General features: G+C 63.4%; 15 protein-coding genes. 4 read left to right on the plus strand and 11 right to left on the minus strand.

What is annotated here, in order from left to right:
- Positions 1-34: 34 nt before the first annotated feature.
- The 5 genes from CXR25_RS16020 to CXR25_RS16040 form a co-directional block, all read right to left on the minus strand.
- Positions 35-1,576, minus strand: a complete 1,542-nt coding sequence (locus tag CXR25_RS16020; protein WP_069600896.1) for a type III PLP-dependent enzyme domain-containing protein — start codon at positions 1,574-1,576, stop codon at positions 35-37.
- Positions 1,577-1,744: 168 nt separating this feature from the next.
- The gene (locus tag CXR25_RS16025; RefSeq protein WP_069600897.1) at positions 1,745-3,361 is read right to left on the minus strand and encodes a PucR family transcriptional regulator; all 1,617 of its coding nucleotides are present in this window, start codon (positions 3,359-3,361) and stop codon (positions 1,745-1,747) included.
- A 69-nt stretch (positions 3,362-3,430) separates the two neighbouring features.
- Entirely contained in the window at positions 3,431-3,808 is a 378-nt protein-coding gene (locus CXR25_RS16030; protein WP_069600898.1) for a hypothetical protein, read from the minus strand.
- On the minus strand, positions 3,805-4,500 hold the full coding sequence (locus CXR25_RS16035) for a response regulator (RefSeq protein ID WP_069600899.1): 696 nt from the start codon (positions 4,498-4,500) through the stop codon (positions 3,805-3,807). Before CXR25_RS16035 ends, CXR25_RS16030 begins: the two co-directional genes overlap by 4 nt.
- Positions 4,497-5,513: a sensor histidine kinase gene (locus CXR25_RS16040; protein WP_096161803.1), complete on the minus strand. Its 1,017-nt coding sequence runs from the start codon at positions 5,511-5,513 to the stop codon at positions 4,497-4,499. Before CXR25_RS16040 ends, CXR25_RS16035 begins: the two co-directional genes overlap by 4 nt.
- A 112-nt stretch (positions 5,514-5,625) precedes the next feature.
- Between CXR25_RS16040 and CXR25_RS16045 the strand changes: the two genes are divergently transcribed.
- Entirely contained in the window at positions 5,626-6,927 is a 1,302-nt protein-coding gene (locus tag CXR25_RS16045) for an ISL3 family transposase (RefSeq protein WP_009881950.1), read from the plus strand.
- A 24-nt stretch (positions 6,928-6,951) separates the two neighbouring features.
- Here the strand turns inward: CXR25_RS16045 and CXR25_RS16050 are convergent, their stop codons facing one another.
- From CXR25_RS16050 to CXR25_RS16075, 6 genes are all read right to left on the minus strand, one after another.
- On the minus strand, positions 6,952-8,019 hold the full coding sequence (locus CXR25_RS16050) for an IS110 family RNA-guided transposase (RefSeq protein ID WP_083248759.1): 1,068 nt from the start codon (positions 8,017-8,019) through the stop codon (positions 6,952-6,954).
- A 268-nt stretch (positions 8,020-8,287) separates the two neighbouring features.
- Positions 8,288-8,605 carry a hypothetical protein gene (locus CXR25_RS16055; RefSeq protein ID WP_125240784.1) on the minus strand — a complete coding sequence of 106 codons (318 nt, stop codon included), beginning with the start codon at positions 8,603-8,605 and terminating at the stop codon, positions 8,288-8,290.
- Positions 8,606-9,410: 805 nt separating this feature from the next.
- Entirely contained in the window at positions 9,411-10,775 is a 1,365-nt protein-coding gene (gene gabT / locus CXR25_RS16060; protein ID WP_096161805.1) for a 4-aminobutyrate--2-oxoglutarate transaminase, read from the minus strand.
- Between the two features lie 208 nt (positions 10,776-10,983).
- On the minus strand, positions 10,984-12,186 hold the full coding sequence (gene ygfZ, locus CXR25_RS16065) for a CAF17-like 4Fe-4S cluster assembly/insertion protein YgfZ (protein ID WP_009883681.1): 1,203 nt from the start codon (positions 12,184-12,186) through the stop codon (positions 10,984-10,986).
- A 1-nt stretch (position 12,187) separates the two neighbouring features.
- Positions 12,188-12,787, minus strand: a complete 600-nt coding sequence (locus tag CXR25_RS16070; protein ID WP_009883682.1) for a nitrobindin family protein — start codon at positions 12,785-12,787, stop codon at positions 12,188-12,190.
- A 170-nt stretch (positions 12,788-12,957) separates the two neighbouring features.
- On the minus strand, positions 12,958-13,761 hold the full coding sequence (locus tag CXR25_RS16075; protein ID WP_236850515.1) for an ammonia permease: 804 nt from the start codon (positions 13,759-13,761) through the stop codon (positions 12,958-12,960).
- A 303-nt stretch (positions 13,762-14,064) separates the two neighbouring features.
- On the opposite strand from CXR25_RS16075, the gene CXR25_RS16080 reads away from it, so the two are divergent.
- The 3 genes from CXR25_RS16080 to mshD all read left to right on the plus strand — a co-directional run bounded on the left by CXR25_RS16080 (position 14,065) and on the right by mshD (position 16,854).
- On the plus strand, positions 14,065-14,754 hold the full coding sequence (locus tag CXR25_RS16080; protein ID WP_125240785.1) for a class I SAM-dependent methyltransferase: 690 nt from the start codon (positions 14,065-14,067) through the stop codon (positions 14,752-14,754).
- Positions 14,755-14,893: 139 nt separating this feature from the next.
- Complete coding sequence (locus CXR25_RS19155; RefSeq protein ID WP_096161807.1) at positions 14,894-15,889, plus strand: winged helix-turn-helix domain-containing protein; 996 nt, start codon at positions 14,894-14,896, stop codon at positions 15,887-15,889.
- On the plus strand, positions 15,886-16,854 hold the full coding sequence (gene mshD / locus CXR25_RS16090; protein WP_096157577.1) for a mycothiol synthase: 969 nt from the start codon (positions 15,886-15,888) through the stop codon (positions 16,852-16,854). The genes CXR25_RS19155 and mshD overlap by 4 nt, the downstream gene beginning before the upstream one ends.
- Positions 16,855-16,856: the final 2 nt, after the last annotated feature.

Below are 16,856 nucleotides of genomic sequence, written 5' to 3' on the forward strand. Positions count from 1 at the left end.
ATTCATGCTCTCAAACTGAATGTTTGCTGAATCGTTAACTGTCTCCTTCGCTCTGAACCGGACGATACGGTGCGATCTCGGGTTCGCCAGCCTCGGCGAGAATCTCTTCCCTGCTCTGACCGCGGCGGATGACGGAGAACTCGACTCCCTCCTGCTTGGCCCTGTACCCGAACACGGGCACCCGCGGGAGCAGGTTGTAGGAGAACGGATTGGAGAAGTAGTAGGCGCCGGTGTCGGGCACGGCCACGATGTCGCCGGCGTCAAGGCGCGGCAGCATTCGGTCGCGGGCCAGGAGGTCTCCGGCGAAGCAGGCGGGGCCGGCAACATCGGTGGGAACCGCCTCGGCGGATTTGGGACTGCCGTCTGGGTTGAACGGGAGGATACGCAGCGGCCAGTCGGTGGGGGCATAGGCCGTGCGGGTCGCGACCTGGACGCCGGCGTGGGTCATGGCGATGCGGCGGCCGCCGGTGGTCTTGGCATATTCGACGTGGGTCAGGATGGTGCCGGCCTTGGCCAGCAGTGCGCGCCCGAATTCGGTGATGATGTCGAAGTCGAACAGGCCGGGGACCTGCGTTTCGAGCACAGCCCGGTATTCGGCGAAGGTCGGGGTGATGTCCTCGCCGGCGAAGTTCACCGGCAGCCCCCCGCCGATGTCGATGCGGGTGATCTGGCGGTCGTCGCTGCGGTTCTCCGCCTGAGATGACGCCCGGAAGGGTCCTCCCTCACGTTCTGCGGCGCGCGCATTGATTTCCTGCGCCAGCTCGACGACCGCTTCGACACCTGCGGCGGCCTGGTCGAGGCTGATGCCCTGGGAACCCGAATGGACGTGGATCTGGTTGAGCCAGGGACGCGCCAGGTAAGCCTCAATGAGTGTTTCGCGAGCTCCCGGGTCGGCCAGTCCGATGCCGAATTTCGATGTCTGTGTGGCAGTCGACAGCGCACCGATCGTGCCCGTGCCCGACTGTGGGTTGATTCGGATCCCCACCCTCGCCGAGGCGGTCCCGGGTCCGGGCTCATCCGCCCGGTTCGCGTCGGCGGAGGGTGTGCCTGCCCGGTTCGCGTCTGCATTGAGCGGTGCCTCGGCTGCGAGAATCGCATCGAGTCGTTCGAGTTCTGCATAGTTGTCGATGTTCATCGACACACCCAGCGACACTGCACGTGTAAGTTCGGACAGGGTCTTCGCCGGAGAGTCGAAGACGATGCTCTCAGGTGCGAAGCCTGCGGCCAGGGCAAGGTCGAGCTCGCCGGGACTGGCGACCTCGCATCCCGCGCCGACATCTGCGTAGTAGCGCAACAGGGCTCGCAGCGGCACGGCTTTGCAGGCCACGGCGTGGAGGACTTCGGTGTCCCCCGCGAATGCCGAAACCAGGTGCTCGTACGCGCCCGCGATCTGGTCGAGGTCGATGAGTCCGAGCACCGGAGTCGCATCATCGAGTATCGGCGACGGAGCGTCAACACCGTTGGCCTCGGCACCGGTTCCTACGACACCGCCTTCACGGGTTGAGCTCTTCGCCACGGCCTTGATGACCCGATCCCGGCTGGCCTGGACCGCCGGCCCCGACTGGTTTCTGTGCATAGCGTCCTTCGTTCGTGATGTGCTGTCACTCTAGAACGCCGCGACCAGGGCAAACGAACAATTATCTGCCAAACTTTCCCTCACTGCCTTGTGAGAACCACACAGCCGACGTCGATGGCGATTCGAAACCGCCTACACGTAGAGCCCCTCAGCCAGGTCTGTGCCGGATCAGTGGCTTTCCCTGTCGAAGACGAGCACAGCGAACTCCAGCCACAGCCGCCCCGCACGATCCGCCGTCGACAGGCCCGTGATCTCCTCGATCCGTGACAGACGGTGACGCAGGGAATTCGTGTGCACATGCAGACGTCGGGACGCCTCGGCGGAGTTTCCAACTGTTGCGAAGTACACCCGAAGAGTCTCGAGGAGCTGCCCCTGAAGCTTCGCATCGTGTGCTGCGAGCAGCCGGGCAGGCTCCGTGATGCGAGGACCCACCGAGCGCAGAGCATCGGCGACTTCGAGGCCCACGAGTTCGGCCGCAACATCCTCGGCCGTCGCCCCACGCACCACGTCCTGAGCGTCGACAGATCCGCTTCCCGCAGGCGTGGAAGCACCGCCGGCCAGCAGGGCGTCGACGACGTACACGGCTTCGGTCCACGAACGTGCCACATGGTCGAGGCGTTCGACCGCAGTGCCCACCCCGAAGTGAAACGGCTCGCTCGGAGGCAGGGACCGCTGCAACGTCGAGACGACATGAGACTTGATCTCAATCGCCGACATGCCCTCACTCATGTGCACGAGCACCGCCAGGTGACCATGAGTCCCCACATGGGCGAGCACGGCATCGGCGAAGGCGGCCCGCAGATGGAACCTCAGCACGGGCTCTCGGTCGGGGGCCACCTCGGCGAAGGCCAGGGTTGCGTAATGCCCGGAGAAGGGCAGCGCGAGCAAAGTTGCGGCCGGGCCCAGGTCCGGCGAGCCGCCGAGGATGGAGCCGAGGGCCTCGCGGCGGATGCGCTTCTCGAACGGGGACCGGCGCAGGGTCCGCAGCATCACCGGGACTGCAGCTCGGGCGGCATCCCGGAGTACCTCGCGCAGGGACGCCGGATCCACCGCGTCGGGGTAGGCGGCCCAGATCGTACCGAGCAGCTCGCCTTCGCTGCGCAGGGCGATGACCGACCGGGCAGGAGTGGTCCCGGCAGCTGGTCGCTCGACCACGTCGGTCGAACGGCGCACCACGTCGAGGAATCCGGATTCCTCGAGCTCGGCGATACGCCAGTCGGGGATTGCGCCGGAGAGGATGGTCTCGCGTCGAATGTCATCGATCTCATCGCCGAGGTTGGAGTGCGCAAGCACGCGCGACGCCGGGTCCTCGATCGTGATCGACGCACCCGTCATCTCCGCGATGACCGCGGCCAGCGCACTTAGATCATCGACATCTGGCCAGGCCAGGGCACTCGAGGCACCCTCGTTGAGCTGCCGCAGATGAACCAGCACCTCGGACCAGGTCACGCCGGTGGATCGTTCCAGCAGAATGGGCGCCGCTGACGTGTCTGTCCCCTCGCCGAGGTGAGCGTGCGTTCCCGGCGAAACGACGAGTGCCGCGGCACCCGAGTACCGCGCGCGAATCGTGTTGAGCCCGCCCGGACCGTCCACAGTTTCGGTGACGAGGACAACGGCCCCCGCGAGTCCAGCCGGAGAACCAAGAACACCGGCCGAGGCTCTGAGATCAAGGTCGAACTCGATGCGAGTGACTTCGACGTCGGTTTCGGTCTGGGTCAGGGGAAGCAGAAACCCCGCGGTCTCTCGCAACAGGCGGGAGACGCGCAGGGCATTCGTTTCACTCATATACCCACTGTAGTCAACGGCGCACCCACGCACCTCGTGACCCCGTCAACTACCGAACTTGTTTGTGCTTCAGACATTCCGCAATTGGACGGGGATCGAACGCCACCGCCAACCAGTCGATGGATCGTTCTCACCGTGCCTGCTCAGGTACGCTTCCACTTTCTGTCGCGTCTCGTGACTTCCATACTGCACTTCGATGATCGCCCCGGAACACAGTTCCACAGCAACGGCATCTGAATCATCGAACGTTGGAAAGTCGGCAAGCGAGTCCTCGACGACTCCCCGCGCGGGCACTTCATCGCAGTCGACATGCGAATCTTGGTTGTCATAGAGGACGTCTTGTGCGAGGTCGGACCGGATGAAGAGGACAGCGACGAGAACCAACACTGAGCAACCGACGCCGACGGACATGAGAACCCACAGTGCCTTTCGAATGAACTCCGTCATTCCGGAACGTAGAACTTATGTTGGATGGCACGGATGACGAGCTGCGCCAGATTCTTCGCATCCAGCTTGATCCGCAGATTCCTGGCGTGGGACTTCACCGTATAGACGGTGACAACTTGTCGTTCGGCGATCTCCGAGTAGTCCATCCCCTCACAGATCTGACGCAGCAGGAGCTTCTCGCTCGGAGTCAGAGTCGGCACCGTGCTCGGACTGTCCGCGGAGATATCGCCGCTGATCATGATGTCCTCCGCCAAGGAACGCAGCAGGGCCGGAGACTCTCCAGCGACTGCCGCTCGCGCGACGCGAACGAGTTCGGCATCTGTGGCGGACTTGTTCACCGCCGCTATCGCTCCAGCCTCGAGAGCTCGTGTGATGCCCGGCCCGGGCGAAACAGTGGTCAGCACAACGATCGTCGCCTCCGGGTTGAGACACATGATCTTCCTGGCCGCATCCACTCCGCTCATACCCGGATGCATGTTGACATCCATGAGGACAAGATCCGGGCGATGACGATCGAACGCTTCGATTGCGTCCTCACCGGAGTGCTGAGGTTCTAGAACTGTGAACCCTCCGTCGTCGACAAGAGCTGCAGCCACGGCTCTCGTCGTCCACGAATCGTCGTCGACGATGAGCACGACTATGCGCTCGTCTGCTGGCGAGCTGTCGTTCTCTAACCCGACCGAGCCGCTCATACCCTCTCGCTCTTCGTCGCCGATTCGTCACGGTCGGCACTCGTTTCGAGAGGCGCTGCGGAGGGCTCCGCCGCGGTGAAATCGTCGCGGGCACAGACTGCGTCGACCTCGTCTCCGTCACCCGAGGCGTGAAACCTGAGTGGCTGAACGACTTCGACGACGACGCGCCCCTGGTGAGTCGATCCCGTGGTGCAAGACCCGCCCAAGGCCTGAGCGCGCCGACTGAGAGATCGAGGCGGACGCGTCAGCGAGGTCGCAGCCTCATTCTCCGTACGGAATCGCAGGACAGCCGAGTCGTGTTCGCCACGATCCACGTCCACGGTCAGACTCGATTCGGTTCCCGGCAGGGAGTGTCGGATGACGTTCGTCGCCAGCTCCCGCATAATTGCGGTGAAATGTGCGCCGAGCACCGGGGAGGCAAATCGGGGCAGGGTGCCGACATTGAGCGTCAACGACACACCGCCGGCGGCGCAGCCGTTCTCAATGGACGTGGCCAGTGCTTTCGCCTCGGCCTGCAGTCGAATCCTGATCTGTCGCTCGTCTCCGTCACTGAGTTGTGTGACGAGCTGACGCAGGCGCTTCGACGCCTCGGTGTTGACCAGGGCGAGCTCGGCGAGCTGACGGTTTGTGCCGAGATCCCGCGACCCCCTGGCCAATGCCTTGATGATTGCGCCCTCTGTTGCGAGTGAGTTCGAGATTGTGTCGTGCATATCGCTGGTGAAGCGTGCACGCAATGACTCCACCGCCTGCTGGTGTTCCACGGCGGCGCGCTCCCGGCGTTGGATCTCACGTTGGATCCTCAGTTCGACGAATCCGGCGGCCAGGCCGATCAGTGAGTACGTGAGCCACCCATATCCGAAGTCGATGAACCCCGCAATGCCGCCGTCGTAGGCCGCCAGCTCGGTGCACGAGATGAGATAGGCGACCAGTCCCACTGTGCCGACAGCAGAGCCGACCCAACGCCGGTGGCTGAGCAGTACAGCAATGGCGAAGATGAGCGCCTCGGGGAACATGTTCGGCTCTTCGCAGTTGAGGGTGTAGAACCGGTGCGCGTCGCTACACAGAAATAGGTCGAGGCCTTTCGAAGATGGAAGTTCCTACACAAACCATCCGAAAGACCTCGACGTGCACCACCTTACGTTCTCCACCCCTGACCTCACCACGTTCTGCCACCTCGACACACTCGGCCTGCACTGCACGGGCCAACACGTCACCGATTCAGAAACAGTTCTCCTGTGCACCCCAACCACTGACGATGAGTGGTGCCACCGATGCGGCGGACATGGCCGGCCCCGCGATACTGTGACCCGGAAATTGGCTCACGAACCCTTCGGGCACCGTCCCACCACCCTGCTCATCCGACTCCGTCGCTACAAGTGCGAACTCTGTGGGCGCGTGTGGCGCCATGACACCGACCAAGCAGCCCCAGCCAGGGCCAAGATCTCGCGCACCGGACTCGCATGGGCTTTGAAAGCACTCGTTGTCGATCACGCCACGATCTCCGTCATCGCGGCCAAGCTCGCTGTATCCTGGCACACCGCTAATGACGCGATCCTGGCCGAAGGACATCGGGCTCTCATCGACGATCCTTCCCGGTTCGATAACGTGAGCGTCATCGGCGTCGACGAACATGTCTGGCGGCACACCAGACGGGGTGACAAGTACGTGACCGTGATCATCGATCTCACCCCGATCCGCGATCAGACAGGACCAGCGAGATTGCTGGACATGGTTGAGGGACGATCGAAGGCCGTGTTCAAATCGTGGCTGGCCCGGCAGTCGAAGGCCTTCCGCGATGGAATCGAGGTCGTGGCGATGGATGGGTTCACCGGGTTCAAGACCGCTGCTGTCGAAGAGCTGCCGGCCGCGGTGGAAGTGATGGATCCCTTCCATGTCGTCAAGCTCGCCGGGGACAGTCTGGACGAGGTCCGCAGGCGTGTTCAGCAGGAAACGACCGGGCACCGCGGGAAGAAGGGCGACCCGTTGTATCAGGCCCGGCGGACTCTGCACACCGGGTGTCAGTTACTCACCGAGCGGCAGCAGCAACGGATCGTCGCTCTCTTTGCTGATGAGAATCATGCTGATGTGGAGGTGACCTGGAGCGTGTTCCAAGACATCATCACCGCCTACCGCAACCCGGACCGAACCGCGGGGAAGAAGTCGCTGCAGTCGATCATCGACTCCATCTCGTCCGGGGTGCCTGCTGGTCTTGTTGAGCTGCGCCGGCTGGGGCGGACGTTGAAGAAGCGGGCTATGGATGTGTTGGCGTATTTCGATCGGCCGGGGACGTCGAACGGTCCGACGGAAGCATTGAACGGCAGGCTGGAACACCTACGTGGATCGGCGCTGGGGTTCCGGAACCTCACCCACTACATCGCCCGAAGCTTGCTCGAGACGGGAGGATTCAGACCCCGATTACACCCCTAACTGCGACACTCCTATAGTGTTTCGTCAAGCGACGGCCACCTCTTTTCTGGGATGAAGAGTCTCGACGATGAGGGGATAGAGCTGGCGGACGAGGTAACGCTTCAGGCAGCGGATGATTTCCATCTTGGTCTTGCCTTCAGCAGTTCGCCGCGCCACGTAGTCGCGGGTCTCCTGGTTGTAACGCAGCCGCACCATCACGATGTGATAAAGCGCGGAGTTTGCCTGCCGGTCCCCAGCGCGGTTGAGTCGGTGGCGTTTAGTCTTACCCGACGATGCCGGGATTGGGCAGACCCCGGCCAGTGCTGCGAACGCGGCTTCTGAACGTAGCCGATCAGGGTTGTCCCCGGCGGTGATCAACAGTTGCGCGACGGTGTCTCGGCCGCAGCCGAAGACCCTCATCAGGTCGGGAGCGTGGTCGTCCAGTAGTCGCTGCAGGTGCCCAGCCAAGTCCTCTATCTGCCCGGTCAGTGCTTGCCAGCGCCTTGCCAGCAGCCGCAGGCTGTAGGCCGTGGCCTCGGCGGCGGTGACCGGTGTCGCTGTTGGTCGCGATGCCGCCAGTGCTGCAATCAGTTTGGGAGTTGACAGGCCCTTGTAACGTGTACGCAGATCCTCTGGGGCTGTGATCAGCATCCCCTTAATCTGATTGATCGTCGCAGTCCGAGCCTGCAGCGCCGAGGACCTTGAGGTCCGCAGTACTCGCAGCGACTCCACGAGCCCGTCCCCGCCCTTGGGCGCCGCGCTGGCTCTGCCACCCAGCACAGCCTCAGCGGCGGAATAAGCATCGAAGGGATCGCTCTTGCCGTGGAGTCGCCGGTCGAACCGGTTGGGTCGATTCACCTCGAACACCGTGATGCCTGCCTCCCGCACAGCTCGGGTGACCGCGGCTCCATAGGAGCCGGTGCACTCGATGCCCACGCTGACCAATCCAGGCCAGGAACCCAAAAACCGCAATGCTGCCTGGTACCCAGTCGCGGTAGTCGGTATTTGAGCATCAGCCAGTCGGCGCCCGGCTTGGTCGATCACCGCGAGGTGATGTGTGTCCGCGTGCGTGTCGATCCCGCCGTAGACCTTAACCTGCTTATCGTTCATCATGGGAACTGCGCCCCTTCTTTTCGAGTTCTCGGGTGCGCAGCTCAGCCGGCGTCAGTCAGTTCACTATCGGGGACACGCCAGACTCCTATCAGGACATGACGGCCTGCTGGGCTGCACTTATTACAGTGAGCCGAGCCAGTCGACACGTCGTAAACAGGACAACCCCCAGACAGCGGGGTGTCAGAAGAGCCATGAGTCAGACCCGACCACAAGACCATCATCGATCCGTTTGGTAGAGACCGCCACATCCTTCGAGAAGTCAGACTAACTAGTCCACAAGATCTATAGTGAAGAGCCACATGTTCTCCAGGTCGGGATAGAGCACGACGAAGACGAGGCTCAGCCCTGTCGAGACGAACACCGTCGCCAAAGGGAAGAACGGGGAGAGAACGATGAGAGCATAGGCGCAGACGAGGAGGAGCATGTATCGAGGTTCATCGATCTCGAACGACCCCGGAATCAGCACAGTCAGCCCCATGATGAGGGCGAGAAGCCGCATAGGCAGATCCACGAAGCGCGGCCCACGGAATACGAGCCACAATCTGTTGGGCGTACTCATGGTGCCGTCGTCTGTCGCTGATGTCATGGAGCCTATTGTGCTATGCCCTCGTTCCCGCCGAAGCAGGCGGATCTCATACTTACGTGCGATGCCCGTTCGCGACAAGCAGGCTAGCGTTGTAAAGGCACTCCCCACAGCAGCACGCCCCTCGTGAACAACCCGGACCGTCCCCCTTTGGAACCGGTGATATCACCTCGTCCCCTTGACCTGGTGATATCACCGATATCCGACAGTGTGCTGGCCCCTGCCGCCACTGCCCGAGTTGGTGCCAGCATGACAGTTCTGAGAGAGAAAATAGCTAGCTACGAGCCTAAATTCTGCCTTTCCAGACTGCTTCTCGCTATATAGAGGCACAGCTCGTTTATGCCGATAAGAAATACGCCGGACCCAAGCAGAACGGCGCCTGGGACATTCATTGCGGTGAAGAGGAGGACGATTCCAGCAATGAAGAGCGGGTAGCTCAACCCGGTGAGGAGAACGGAACGGCGGGCCTGCCCACGCATGTCACTCATCACCGACCTGGATTGTGTATTTGGTGTTTTTGTAGGTCACGACTCCGGTGACCAGTTGTTTCACGTGGACGATAGCTCCCTTGAACGAGATTCCGCTGTTGACGTTGTGGATGCACGTCTTTTTGCCAGGCTTCTTCTTCGTCGCACCTCCGCTGACTGACCCACTGCTGCCAACTTGGAGCGGTTGAGCACCACTCCCGTCCCACTCCACACCATGCTGACGGCGGCCCAGCTACCAAGTACAAGGTAGCTGGACCGCCGTCAGGTGGTTCTAGAGCGAGTTTGGGCGCTCTGGGTCAGATCGAGCCGGGGACTTCTGCTCAGCCGAGGATCTCGCCGAGGCCTGCTTCGATGACGTCGAATGCTTCATTGAGCAGTTCGTCTGAGATCGCCAGCGGCGGCAGGAAGCGCAGGATGTTGCCGAAGGTTCCCGTGGTGAGCACGAGGACGCCGTTGTTCGCACAGTAGTCGGCGATCTTCTTGACCAGGTCCGGGTTCGGATCGATCGAGTCGTGCTGGACGAACTCGGCGGCGATCATGGCACCGCGGCCACGGATGTCACCGACCTCTGGGTACGTGCTCTGGAGCTTGGTGAGACGTTCGGTGATGATCTCGCCGATGTGAGTGGCGTTCTCGACGAGTCCGTCGTTCTCATAGGAGGCGATGGCGCCCAGGGCAGCCGCACAGGCGACGGGGTTGCCGCCGTAGGTGCCGCCGAGGCGACCCGGTCCGACCGAGTCCATGATCTCCGCGCGACCGGTCACGGCCGAGAGCGGCAGACCGCCGGCGATGCCCTTCGCCGTCGTGATGAGGTCGGGGACGATGCCCTCCCATTCGGAGGCGAACATCTTGCCCGTGCGGGCGAAGCCGGCCTGAACCTCGTCAGCGACGAAGACGATGCCCTTCTCGCGGGCGTACTCGACCAGCGTCGGCAGGAAGCCTTCGGCCGGGACGATGAAGCCGCCCTCACCCTGGATGGGCTCGATGACGATCGCGGCGACGTATTCGGAGCCGATCTGCTTCTCGATCATGGTGATGACGCGCTTGGCCGCATCCTCGCCGCTGACCTTGGTGCCGGCCGCGTCGTTGTCGCGGAACGGGTAGGACATGGGGGCGCGGTAGACCTCACCGGCGAACGGACCGAAGCCGGCCTTGTAGGGAGCGGCCTTCGCGGTCATCGACATGGTCAGGTTGGTGCGACCGTGGTAGGCATGGTCGAACACGACGACCGCATCGCGACCGGTGTGGGCACGGGCGATCTTGACGGCGTTCTCGACAGCCTCGGCGCCGGAGTTGAGCAGGATCGAACGCTTCTCGTGATCGCCGGGTGTCAGGCGGTTGAGCGCCTCAGCGACCTCGACATAGCCCTCGTACGGGTTGACCATGAAGCAGGTGTGGGTGAACGCTTCGAGCTGTTCGGTAGCGCCCTTGACCACGCGGGGGTTCGAGTTTCCGGCGGTCGTCACGGCGATGCCTGCACCCAGGTCAATGATCTGATTGCCGTCGACGTCCTTGAGGATTCCGCCGCCGGCGGCGACGATATAGGCGGGCAGGCTCGAGCCGACTCCCGGTGCTACTGCCGACTTGCGTCGTTCCTCGATCTCACGGGACTTCGGCCCGGGGATCTCGGTGACGATCTTACGTTCCTGCGGCAGAGCTTCGCCGCCAATTTCCAAAGCTGTCATAACGAGAAGATTAGAGCCTATCGACGGTTCTTGTCACTTACCGTCCGCAGGCTGGTCAGATCACGCGAAACTCGGAACCAGACGATGCGAATTCAGTTGCCGTCGGCGCAGCTGTCAGAGCATGCGAAACGTGCTCACAGAACGGTTCCAGACCGCTGAGCGAACCGAGGATGCAGTTTCTACCCGCGGTTTTCGTCGAGGTCGAAATTCAGCGGTTCTGATTCCGCATGTCGACGTCTCTGTTGCGGCTGGGCAGGTCGAGATCGTGTTCGCGCACGGGCGCGACGATCGTCTCCTGGGCCCCGACCACACGGGCCGCGTCCTCGCCGAGATCGAAGCTGAGCTGCGCTTCAGCGGAGAGATTGCGCTTGACCACGGCCAGGCCGATCGGACCCAGCTCCCAGTGCAGGGCGACCGACGACAGCTGCCCCACGGAACGCTCGGCTCCGCGGACCTCAGCGAGCACCTCGGCGCCGGCTTCGGGCTGGATGTGCCCGGATCCGTCGAGATGGACGAAGACGAGTCGACGAGGCGGCTGGCCCAGGTTGTGCACGCGCGCCACAGCCTCCTGGCCGCGGTAGCAGCCCTTGGCCAGGTGCACCGAGGTGCGCAGAAGGTCGAGTTCGCCGACGAGCGACTTGTGGTCGATTTCGTTCACACCGGGACGCCAGGCGGCGATCCGCAGGGCTTCCCAGGCGTCGAAGCCGGCCATCGTGAAGTCATTCGCCGAGGTGGCCCGCAGGTCAGCGCGGGCGATGATGCCGATGACGAACTGGGTCTCGAGTCCGGGGTGATCCTCCCCTGCCACCCCGAGGCCGAGATCAACCTGAGCGTACGAGGCCGAGCCGGTCCCGATGTGCGGCCAGGGGTCGGTCCACAGCTGGGTCACCGGCAGGCTGTCCGGCAGGGCGACGAGTGCGCCGATGCATTGGAACTCGTCGCTGACGTCCTCGATCGTCACCCGCATCATGAAGACCATCTTGCGCAGGAATTCGAGGGTGTCGTCGGTGCGCAGCTCGCTGATCGCCCACAGCGTTTCACCGTCGTCGACGAGCTTCAGCCAGCCTTCGATGCGGCCGTTCGGGTCCAAGACCAGAGTCTCTGTGGCCACGCCCGGGGCAAGGGTGTCGAGCTTCTGCGTGGTGATGGAGTTCAGCCAGGTGAGACGATCTGCTCCACTCAGACGCAGGATGCGCAGGTGGGCCAGATCGACGATCGCGCCCTTTTCGAGCAGTGCCCGCTGTTCACGCAGCGGTGAACCGTAGTGCAGGGGCGTGTGTGCCAGTTCGCCTTCGCCGAGGACCGCGGTGGAGCTCAGCGGGCGGCTCAGCGATGAGGGACGCGACTGCGCCGCCTGCGTCTCCGCAGCGTCGGCTTCGCCGTCATGTGCGTTCGAGTCGGGGTCGACCATCTCAGGCAATCTTCTTCAGTCGGGCCGAGGAGTGGGTGGCGAGCTCGTGGCCCAGTGCGGCCATGTCCCAGGCCCACATCAGTTCTCCGCCGACGAGGCCGTACATGCGGGTCGAGGCCGTGTACTCCTTCGCGGTCTTGGTCCGGGCGACGACATCGGTGCTGAGATCGATGCGCGGTCCCTTCACGTGACCTGCGTAGAGTTCCATCACTCCGTGGGGGTGGACGATCTCGGCTTCGATCTCGAATCCGTCGTCATTGGTGCGCAGGGTCTCCACGGCCGCAGCCGTGGTGAAGCTCGGGTCCTCGGTCGGAATGAGCATTCCCGGGCCCACGTCACCGGCATCGCGCGGACGCACGAGCTGCCAGATTCCTGTCTCCAGGGTCAGGGTCGACTCCAGTTCCCCGTCCTCACTCAGCAGCCACGCATGCGCGGTGTACTGCAGGAACGGTGTTCCGGGGTGGGCGGTGAATTCGACGCGCTGCCCGAACTGCTTCTCCGGGGTGTCTGCGTAGCCGACGACTCCGACGCCTTCCCACGAACCGATCAGCCAGGACAGGGGAACGAGCTCGGGATGTACCGAGGAATCAAGTTCGATCATTGAGTTCAGCGATTGTCTTTGAACAGCGCCGTGACGACCTTGACTCCGACGCCCAGGGCGCCGAGTGCGGCAATGCCGACGAGACTGGAGAAGACGATTTCGAGAGCGACGAGGTTATCCATGCTCCCAGTCTACATTTCCATTCCGTGGTGCGCGCACCCAGGCCGAGGTCAGAAGGCGATGCGCTCGAGGGAGTAGACGACGACACCGCCGAGTGCGATGGGAGTCGCGCCGAGCGCGAGCTGGACGGCGAAGCTGCGGGCCTTCTCCACGTTCTTCTTCAGCTCGAGGTTCTGGGACAGCTCAAGGCTCACGGCCTGATATTTGCTGTGGGCGATGAGTCCGAGCATGCGGTCGACTCCGGCGACCAGGAGACCCATGATGGCGCCGAGGATCAGCGAGACGGGCAGGCTGAGAGAGCTCTCGAAGATGAGGACCGAAAGGATTCCGGCGACCGCTGTCGACATCGTAATCGCCAGCGGTGAGGTGTAGATCGCGGGCCAGGGCAAGGCCGTCATGCAGCCTGCGACGATGAGCGAGACGAGGCCCACGACGATGGACTCTTTGTCTCCGGGAACGGTGATCGCGGCAACCCACGTACTCGCGGACAAGGCGATGACCACGCCAGCAACCTGCGCCGAGACGTTGGCCACGGCGTCCGAAGCACCCATCCCGCGAGTGAGATTCTGCACGAAGGTCCACAGCAGACCGAGACCCGCCAGGACCGGGAGCCAGTCCAGATAGGGTGCCGTGTCATCGCGGTACGCCGCGAGCAGTCCGGCCGCACCGAAGAGGAAGAGCATGATCGAGGTCGCGCGGGGCTGCGGTGAGTCCGTGAGCCGGGGCCAACCGTAGGCCACGCCGAAGACGATGAGTCCCGTGGCGAGCAGGAACAAGGTGTAGCCCCAGTACACGGAGGCACTGAGGGCCAGGGCCAGCACCAGGGCAACAGCTACTCGAATCCATCTGATCACAGGACTATCGTGCCTTACTCGGCCGCGAGGACGCGATTTGAGCCGGTATCGGCGATCCCCCGCCGATGCTCGGGTCGCCCGCGATCACCGACTTTCACGGCCAGCAAGCCGCCTTTTACAGACAACAGGCAGCCTTCCACAGGCATCAGACCTCCGCTCGCGGGCATCGGACATGAGTCACGTCCGAACCTGGTCACACCTTTGCGCACCAACCTACGCTGATGCGCACCAGTTCAAACGGATCGCATCAATTCATCCCGATCGGTCAGCACCCAGGCCCGGACAGGCCATACGGAGGACACCATGACAACGATGAAGCCGATTTCACCCAACGACCACTACTTCGACCACTACCTCTTCGACAACGGTTCGGTGGCCCGAATGATCGCAGAGCAGACCGACGGACAGGTTCTGGCGGTCGACCTCGACACGACACATCTGCCGCGCACGCCCGGAGTCGAGCCGCGTCGTCACGACATCCGCGAGGGAGTCCCCGCCGGTCCCTTCGACCTCATCCATGCACGACTCGTCCTCACCCGCCTGCCCGCGCGCAGGGAGATATTCGCCCAGCTCATCGATGAGTTGGCCCCCGGAGGTTGGCTCGTTCTCGCAGATGTGGGCCTTGCCGACGAGCTGCTGGTGGCGCCGGAGGAATCCGATCATGATGTCTGGCGCAAGTACAACGATGCGGCGTACCGGCAGGTCGGTCCGGCCGCCGGACACGACTATCTGTGGGCCGAGCAGACCGAGGCAGCCATGTTCGATGCCGGGCTCAGCGAGGTTTCCGCAGAGCACCTCGTCCCGCTTGCCCGCGGCGGCGGCCCCTGGGCCGTCTACCAATCCAATCTCAGCAAGCAGGCCGAGACGCCGCTTCTGGCCGCGGGGCTGAGCATGACGGACATGGAGCGCTACCGCGCCATGCTCATAGACCCCGAGTTCCGTGCGCGTTTCTTCTCACTGGCCTACACAGCAGGACGCAAGCCGACCTCATAACCGGCCTCCCCTCCTTTCACCGGCGCCCCGGCAACCCCCTCCCCAGGCTTCGGGGAGGCACACCTTCGCACCCTCGGTATACTTTCCCCAGGCCGCATCTTCTGCGGTCGCACCGAGTCAGAGGAGGTGGGACGAGTACATGCGAATCCTGCACATCTGCCCCACCGCCCGGATCGAATCCCCACTGGCACCGGAATCCCTGCAGTACCTCGGCCATCAGATCGAACGCCTCGGCCTCGAGCAGCTGAACTCGGCGGCCTCCGATCTGAGCGCTGCCGACGTCATCGTCGCCGATGCCTGCCTTGATCTGTCCTTGGCCCCTGCCATCGCCGAGGCGGTGGCGCGGGCTCGCATCAGTGCTCCGATTCTCGTCGTGCTCAGTGAAGGCGGCCTGGCGACCGCCTCGGCGAAGTGGAATGTGTCCGATATCGTCCTCACCACCGCCGGCCCCGCCGAGGTGGAGGCCCGCCTGCGTCTGGCCCGTGACCACCACCTGTCGACGGCGTCATATGACACCCCCTCGCGAGGAGGCGGCGGCACGAGCACAGCCTCAGCGCCGTCCATGTCCGGAGGCTCACGTACCGAGAGCGCATACGGCAATGGGTCGTGGGGCAGCGAGAGTGACCCCATGATCGTCGTCAGCGGGGCCCTGCGTATCGACGAAACCGCATTCACCGCGCACCTCGGCAAACGCAGCCTCGATCTGACCTACCGCGAATTCGCCCTGCTGAAGTTCTTCGCCATGCATCCCGAGCGCGTCTTCACCCGTGATGAGATCCTGCTCGAAGTATGGGGAGACGACTACTACGGCGGCACCCGCACCGTCGATGTGCATGTCCGACGTGTGCGTGCGAAACTCGGCAAAGACTTTGAGAACGCCATCCACACCGTGCGCTACGTCGGCTACCGTTTCAGCCCCGACTCAGCAGCAGCCCGCGGGGACTCCGCGAACGTACACGATGACCCCGCGGCTGCCCACAACGGTGGAGCAGTCTCAAACACAGACGACAAGTCGGAACCCGACAAGGTGCCGGAAAATGACAAGATGTCGGCGCATGACAAGGTGTCGGCACCCGACGAAGAATCAGCACCTGAAGCACAGCCGGAGTCGAACGAGGAGGACGTGAAGGTATGAGAATCGAAGCCAGCGGAGCCGTGACCGGGACCCCGATCGCCACCCTCGCCGAGGCGGAAGTGGCCTTCCTCGACAGTGTGGCAGCAACCGATGGGTCCGCCGAGATCTCCGGTGGGCTCCTGGCCATCGCCACCGGCGAGGACGAATCGCATTCCGCGCAGACGGCATCGAGCGTGTGGCGGGTCTACGCCGACGACGCGGCAGGCTCGAGCACCGCCGACGAGACTCTCATCGGATACGGCATCCGCGCCCTGCAGGGCGATCGCCATGCGGCCGAATTCCTCATCGCTCCTGACCATCGCGGCCAGGGCCTCGGCGAGGAGCTGCTGTCGACGATCATGCAGGAGGAGCCTTCCTCCTGGTGCTGGTCACACGGTGACCACCCCGCAGCCCAGAGGCTCGCGGACAAGCACGGCCTCGGCCGCGACCGAGTGCTCTATCAGATGCGCACCGAATCCGGCCTCAGCCTGGCAGACCTGCCGCAGACCTCGGCTCCTGAGGGCGTCACGATCCGGTCCTTTGCCCCTGGCGATGAGGAGGGCTGGCGACGAGTCAACAATGCGGCATTCGACTGGCACCCTGAGCAGGGGTCGCAGACAGCAGAAGACTTCGCCGAGGTCATCGAAGCACCCGACTTCGAACCGGATTCGGTGATCCTCGCCACCCGAGATGATCAGGTCATCGGATTCCACCAGACCAAGCTCACGGACACCGACGATGAGGGCCGCCTCGGCGAGGTCTATGTTGTCGGGGTCGATCCGAGCATTCATGCCAAGGGCGTGGGCAAGGCGCTGACGATCGAGGGCATGCGGCGGATGGTGACAGCCGGAGCGACAGCGATCGAACTCTACGTCGAGTCCGACAATGCACCGGCGCTAGGCTTGTACGAGCGGCTGGGATTCCATGTCGCGGTGGCGCATGTGTCCTATGCGCCGGCTTCCTCGACCGAACGCAATCAGGAGTAGAG

Source organism: Brevibacterium aurantiacum, from assembly GCF_003932995.1.
In the GTDB taxonomy this organism is placed as follows: Bacteria; Actinomycetota; Actinomycetes; order Actinomycetales; family Brevibacteriaceae; genus Brevibacterium; species Brevibacterium aurantiacum.

What these genes read in the sequence shown, in the direction of transcription:
- CXR25_RS16020 (WP_069600896.1), bottom strand. Translation starts at nt 1,576, where the DNA reads ATGCACAGAAACCAGTCGGGGCCGGCGGTCCAGGCCAGCCGGGATCGG.
- CXR25_RS16025 (WP_069600897.1), bottom strand. Translation starts at nt 3,361, where the DNA reads ATGAGTGAAACGAATGCCCTGCGCGTCTCCCGCCTGTTGCGAGAGACC.
- CXR25_RS16030 (WP_069600898.1), bottom strand. Translation starts at nt 3,808, where the DNA reads ATGACGGAGTTCATTCGAAAGGCACTGTGGGTTCTCATGTCCGTCGGC.
- CXR25_RS16035 (WP_069600899.1), bottom strand. Translation starts at nt 4,500, where the DNA reads ATGAGCGGCTCGGTCGGGTTAGAGAACGACAGCTCGCCAGCAGACGAG.
- CXR25_RS16040 (WP_096161803.1), bottom strand. Translation starts at nt 5,513, where the DNA reads ATGTTCCCCGAGGCGCTCATCTTCGCCATTGCTGTACTGCTCAGCCAC.
- CXR25_RS16050 (WP_083248759.1), bottom strand. Translation starts at nt 8,019, where the DNA reads ATGATGAACGATAAGCAGGTTAAGGTCTACGGCGGGATCGACACGCAC.
- CXR25_RS16055 (WP_125240784.1), bottom strand. Translation starts at nt 8,605, where the DNA reads ATGACATCAGCGACAGACGACGGCACCATGAGTACGCCCAACAGATTG.
- gabT (WP_096161805.1), bottom strand. Translation starts at nt 10,775, where the DNA reads ATGACAGCTTTGGAAATTGGCGGCGAAGCTCTGCCGCAGGAACGTAAG.
- ygfZ (WP_009883681.1), bottom strand. Translation starts at nt 12,186, where the DNA reads ATGGTCGACCCCGACTCGAACGCACATGACGGCGAAGCCGACGCTGCG.
- CXR25_RS16070 (WP_009883682.1), bottom strand. Translation starts at nt 12,787, where the DNA reads ATGATCGAACTTGATTCCTCGGTACATCCCGAGCTCGTTCCCCTGTCC.
- CXR25_RS16080 (WP_125240785.1), top strand. Translation starts at nt 14,065, where the DNA reads ATGACAACGATGAAGCCGATTTCACCCAACGACCACTACTTCGACCAC.
- CXR25_RS19155 (WP_096161807.1), top strand. Translation starts at nt 14,894, where the DNA reads ATGCGAATCCTGCACATCTGCCCCACCGCCCGGATCGAATCCCCACTG.
- mshD (WP_096157577.1), top strand. Translation starts at nt 15,886, where the DNA reads ATGAGAATCGAAGCCAGCGGAGCCGTGACCGGGACCCCGATCGCCACC.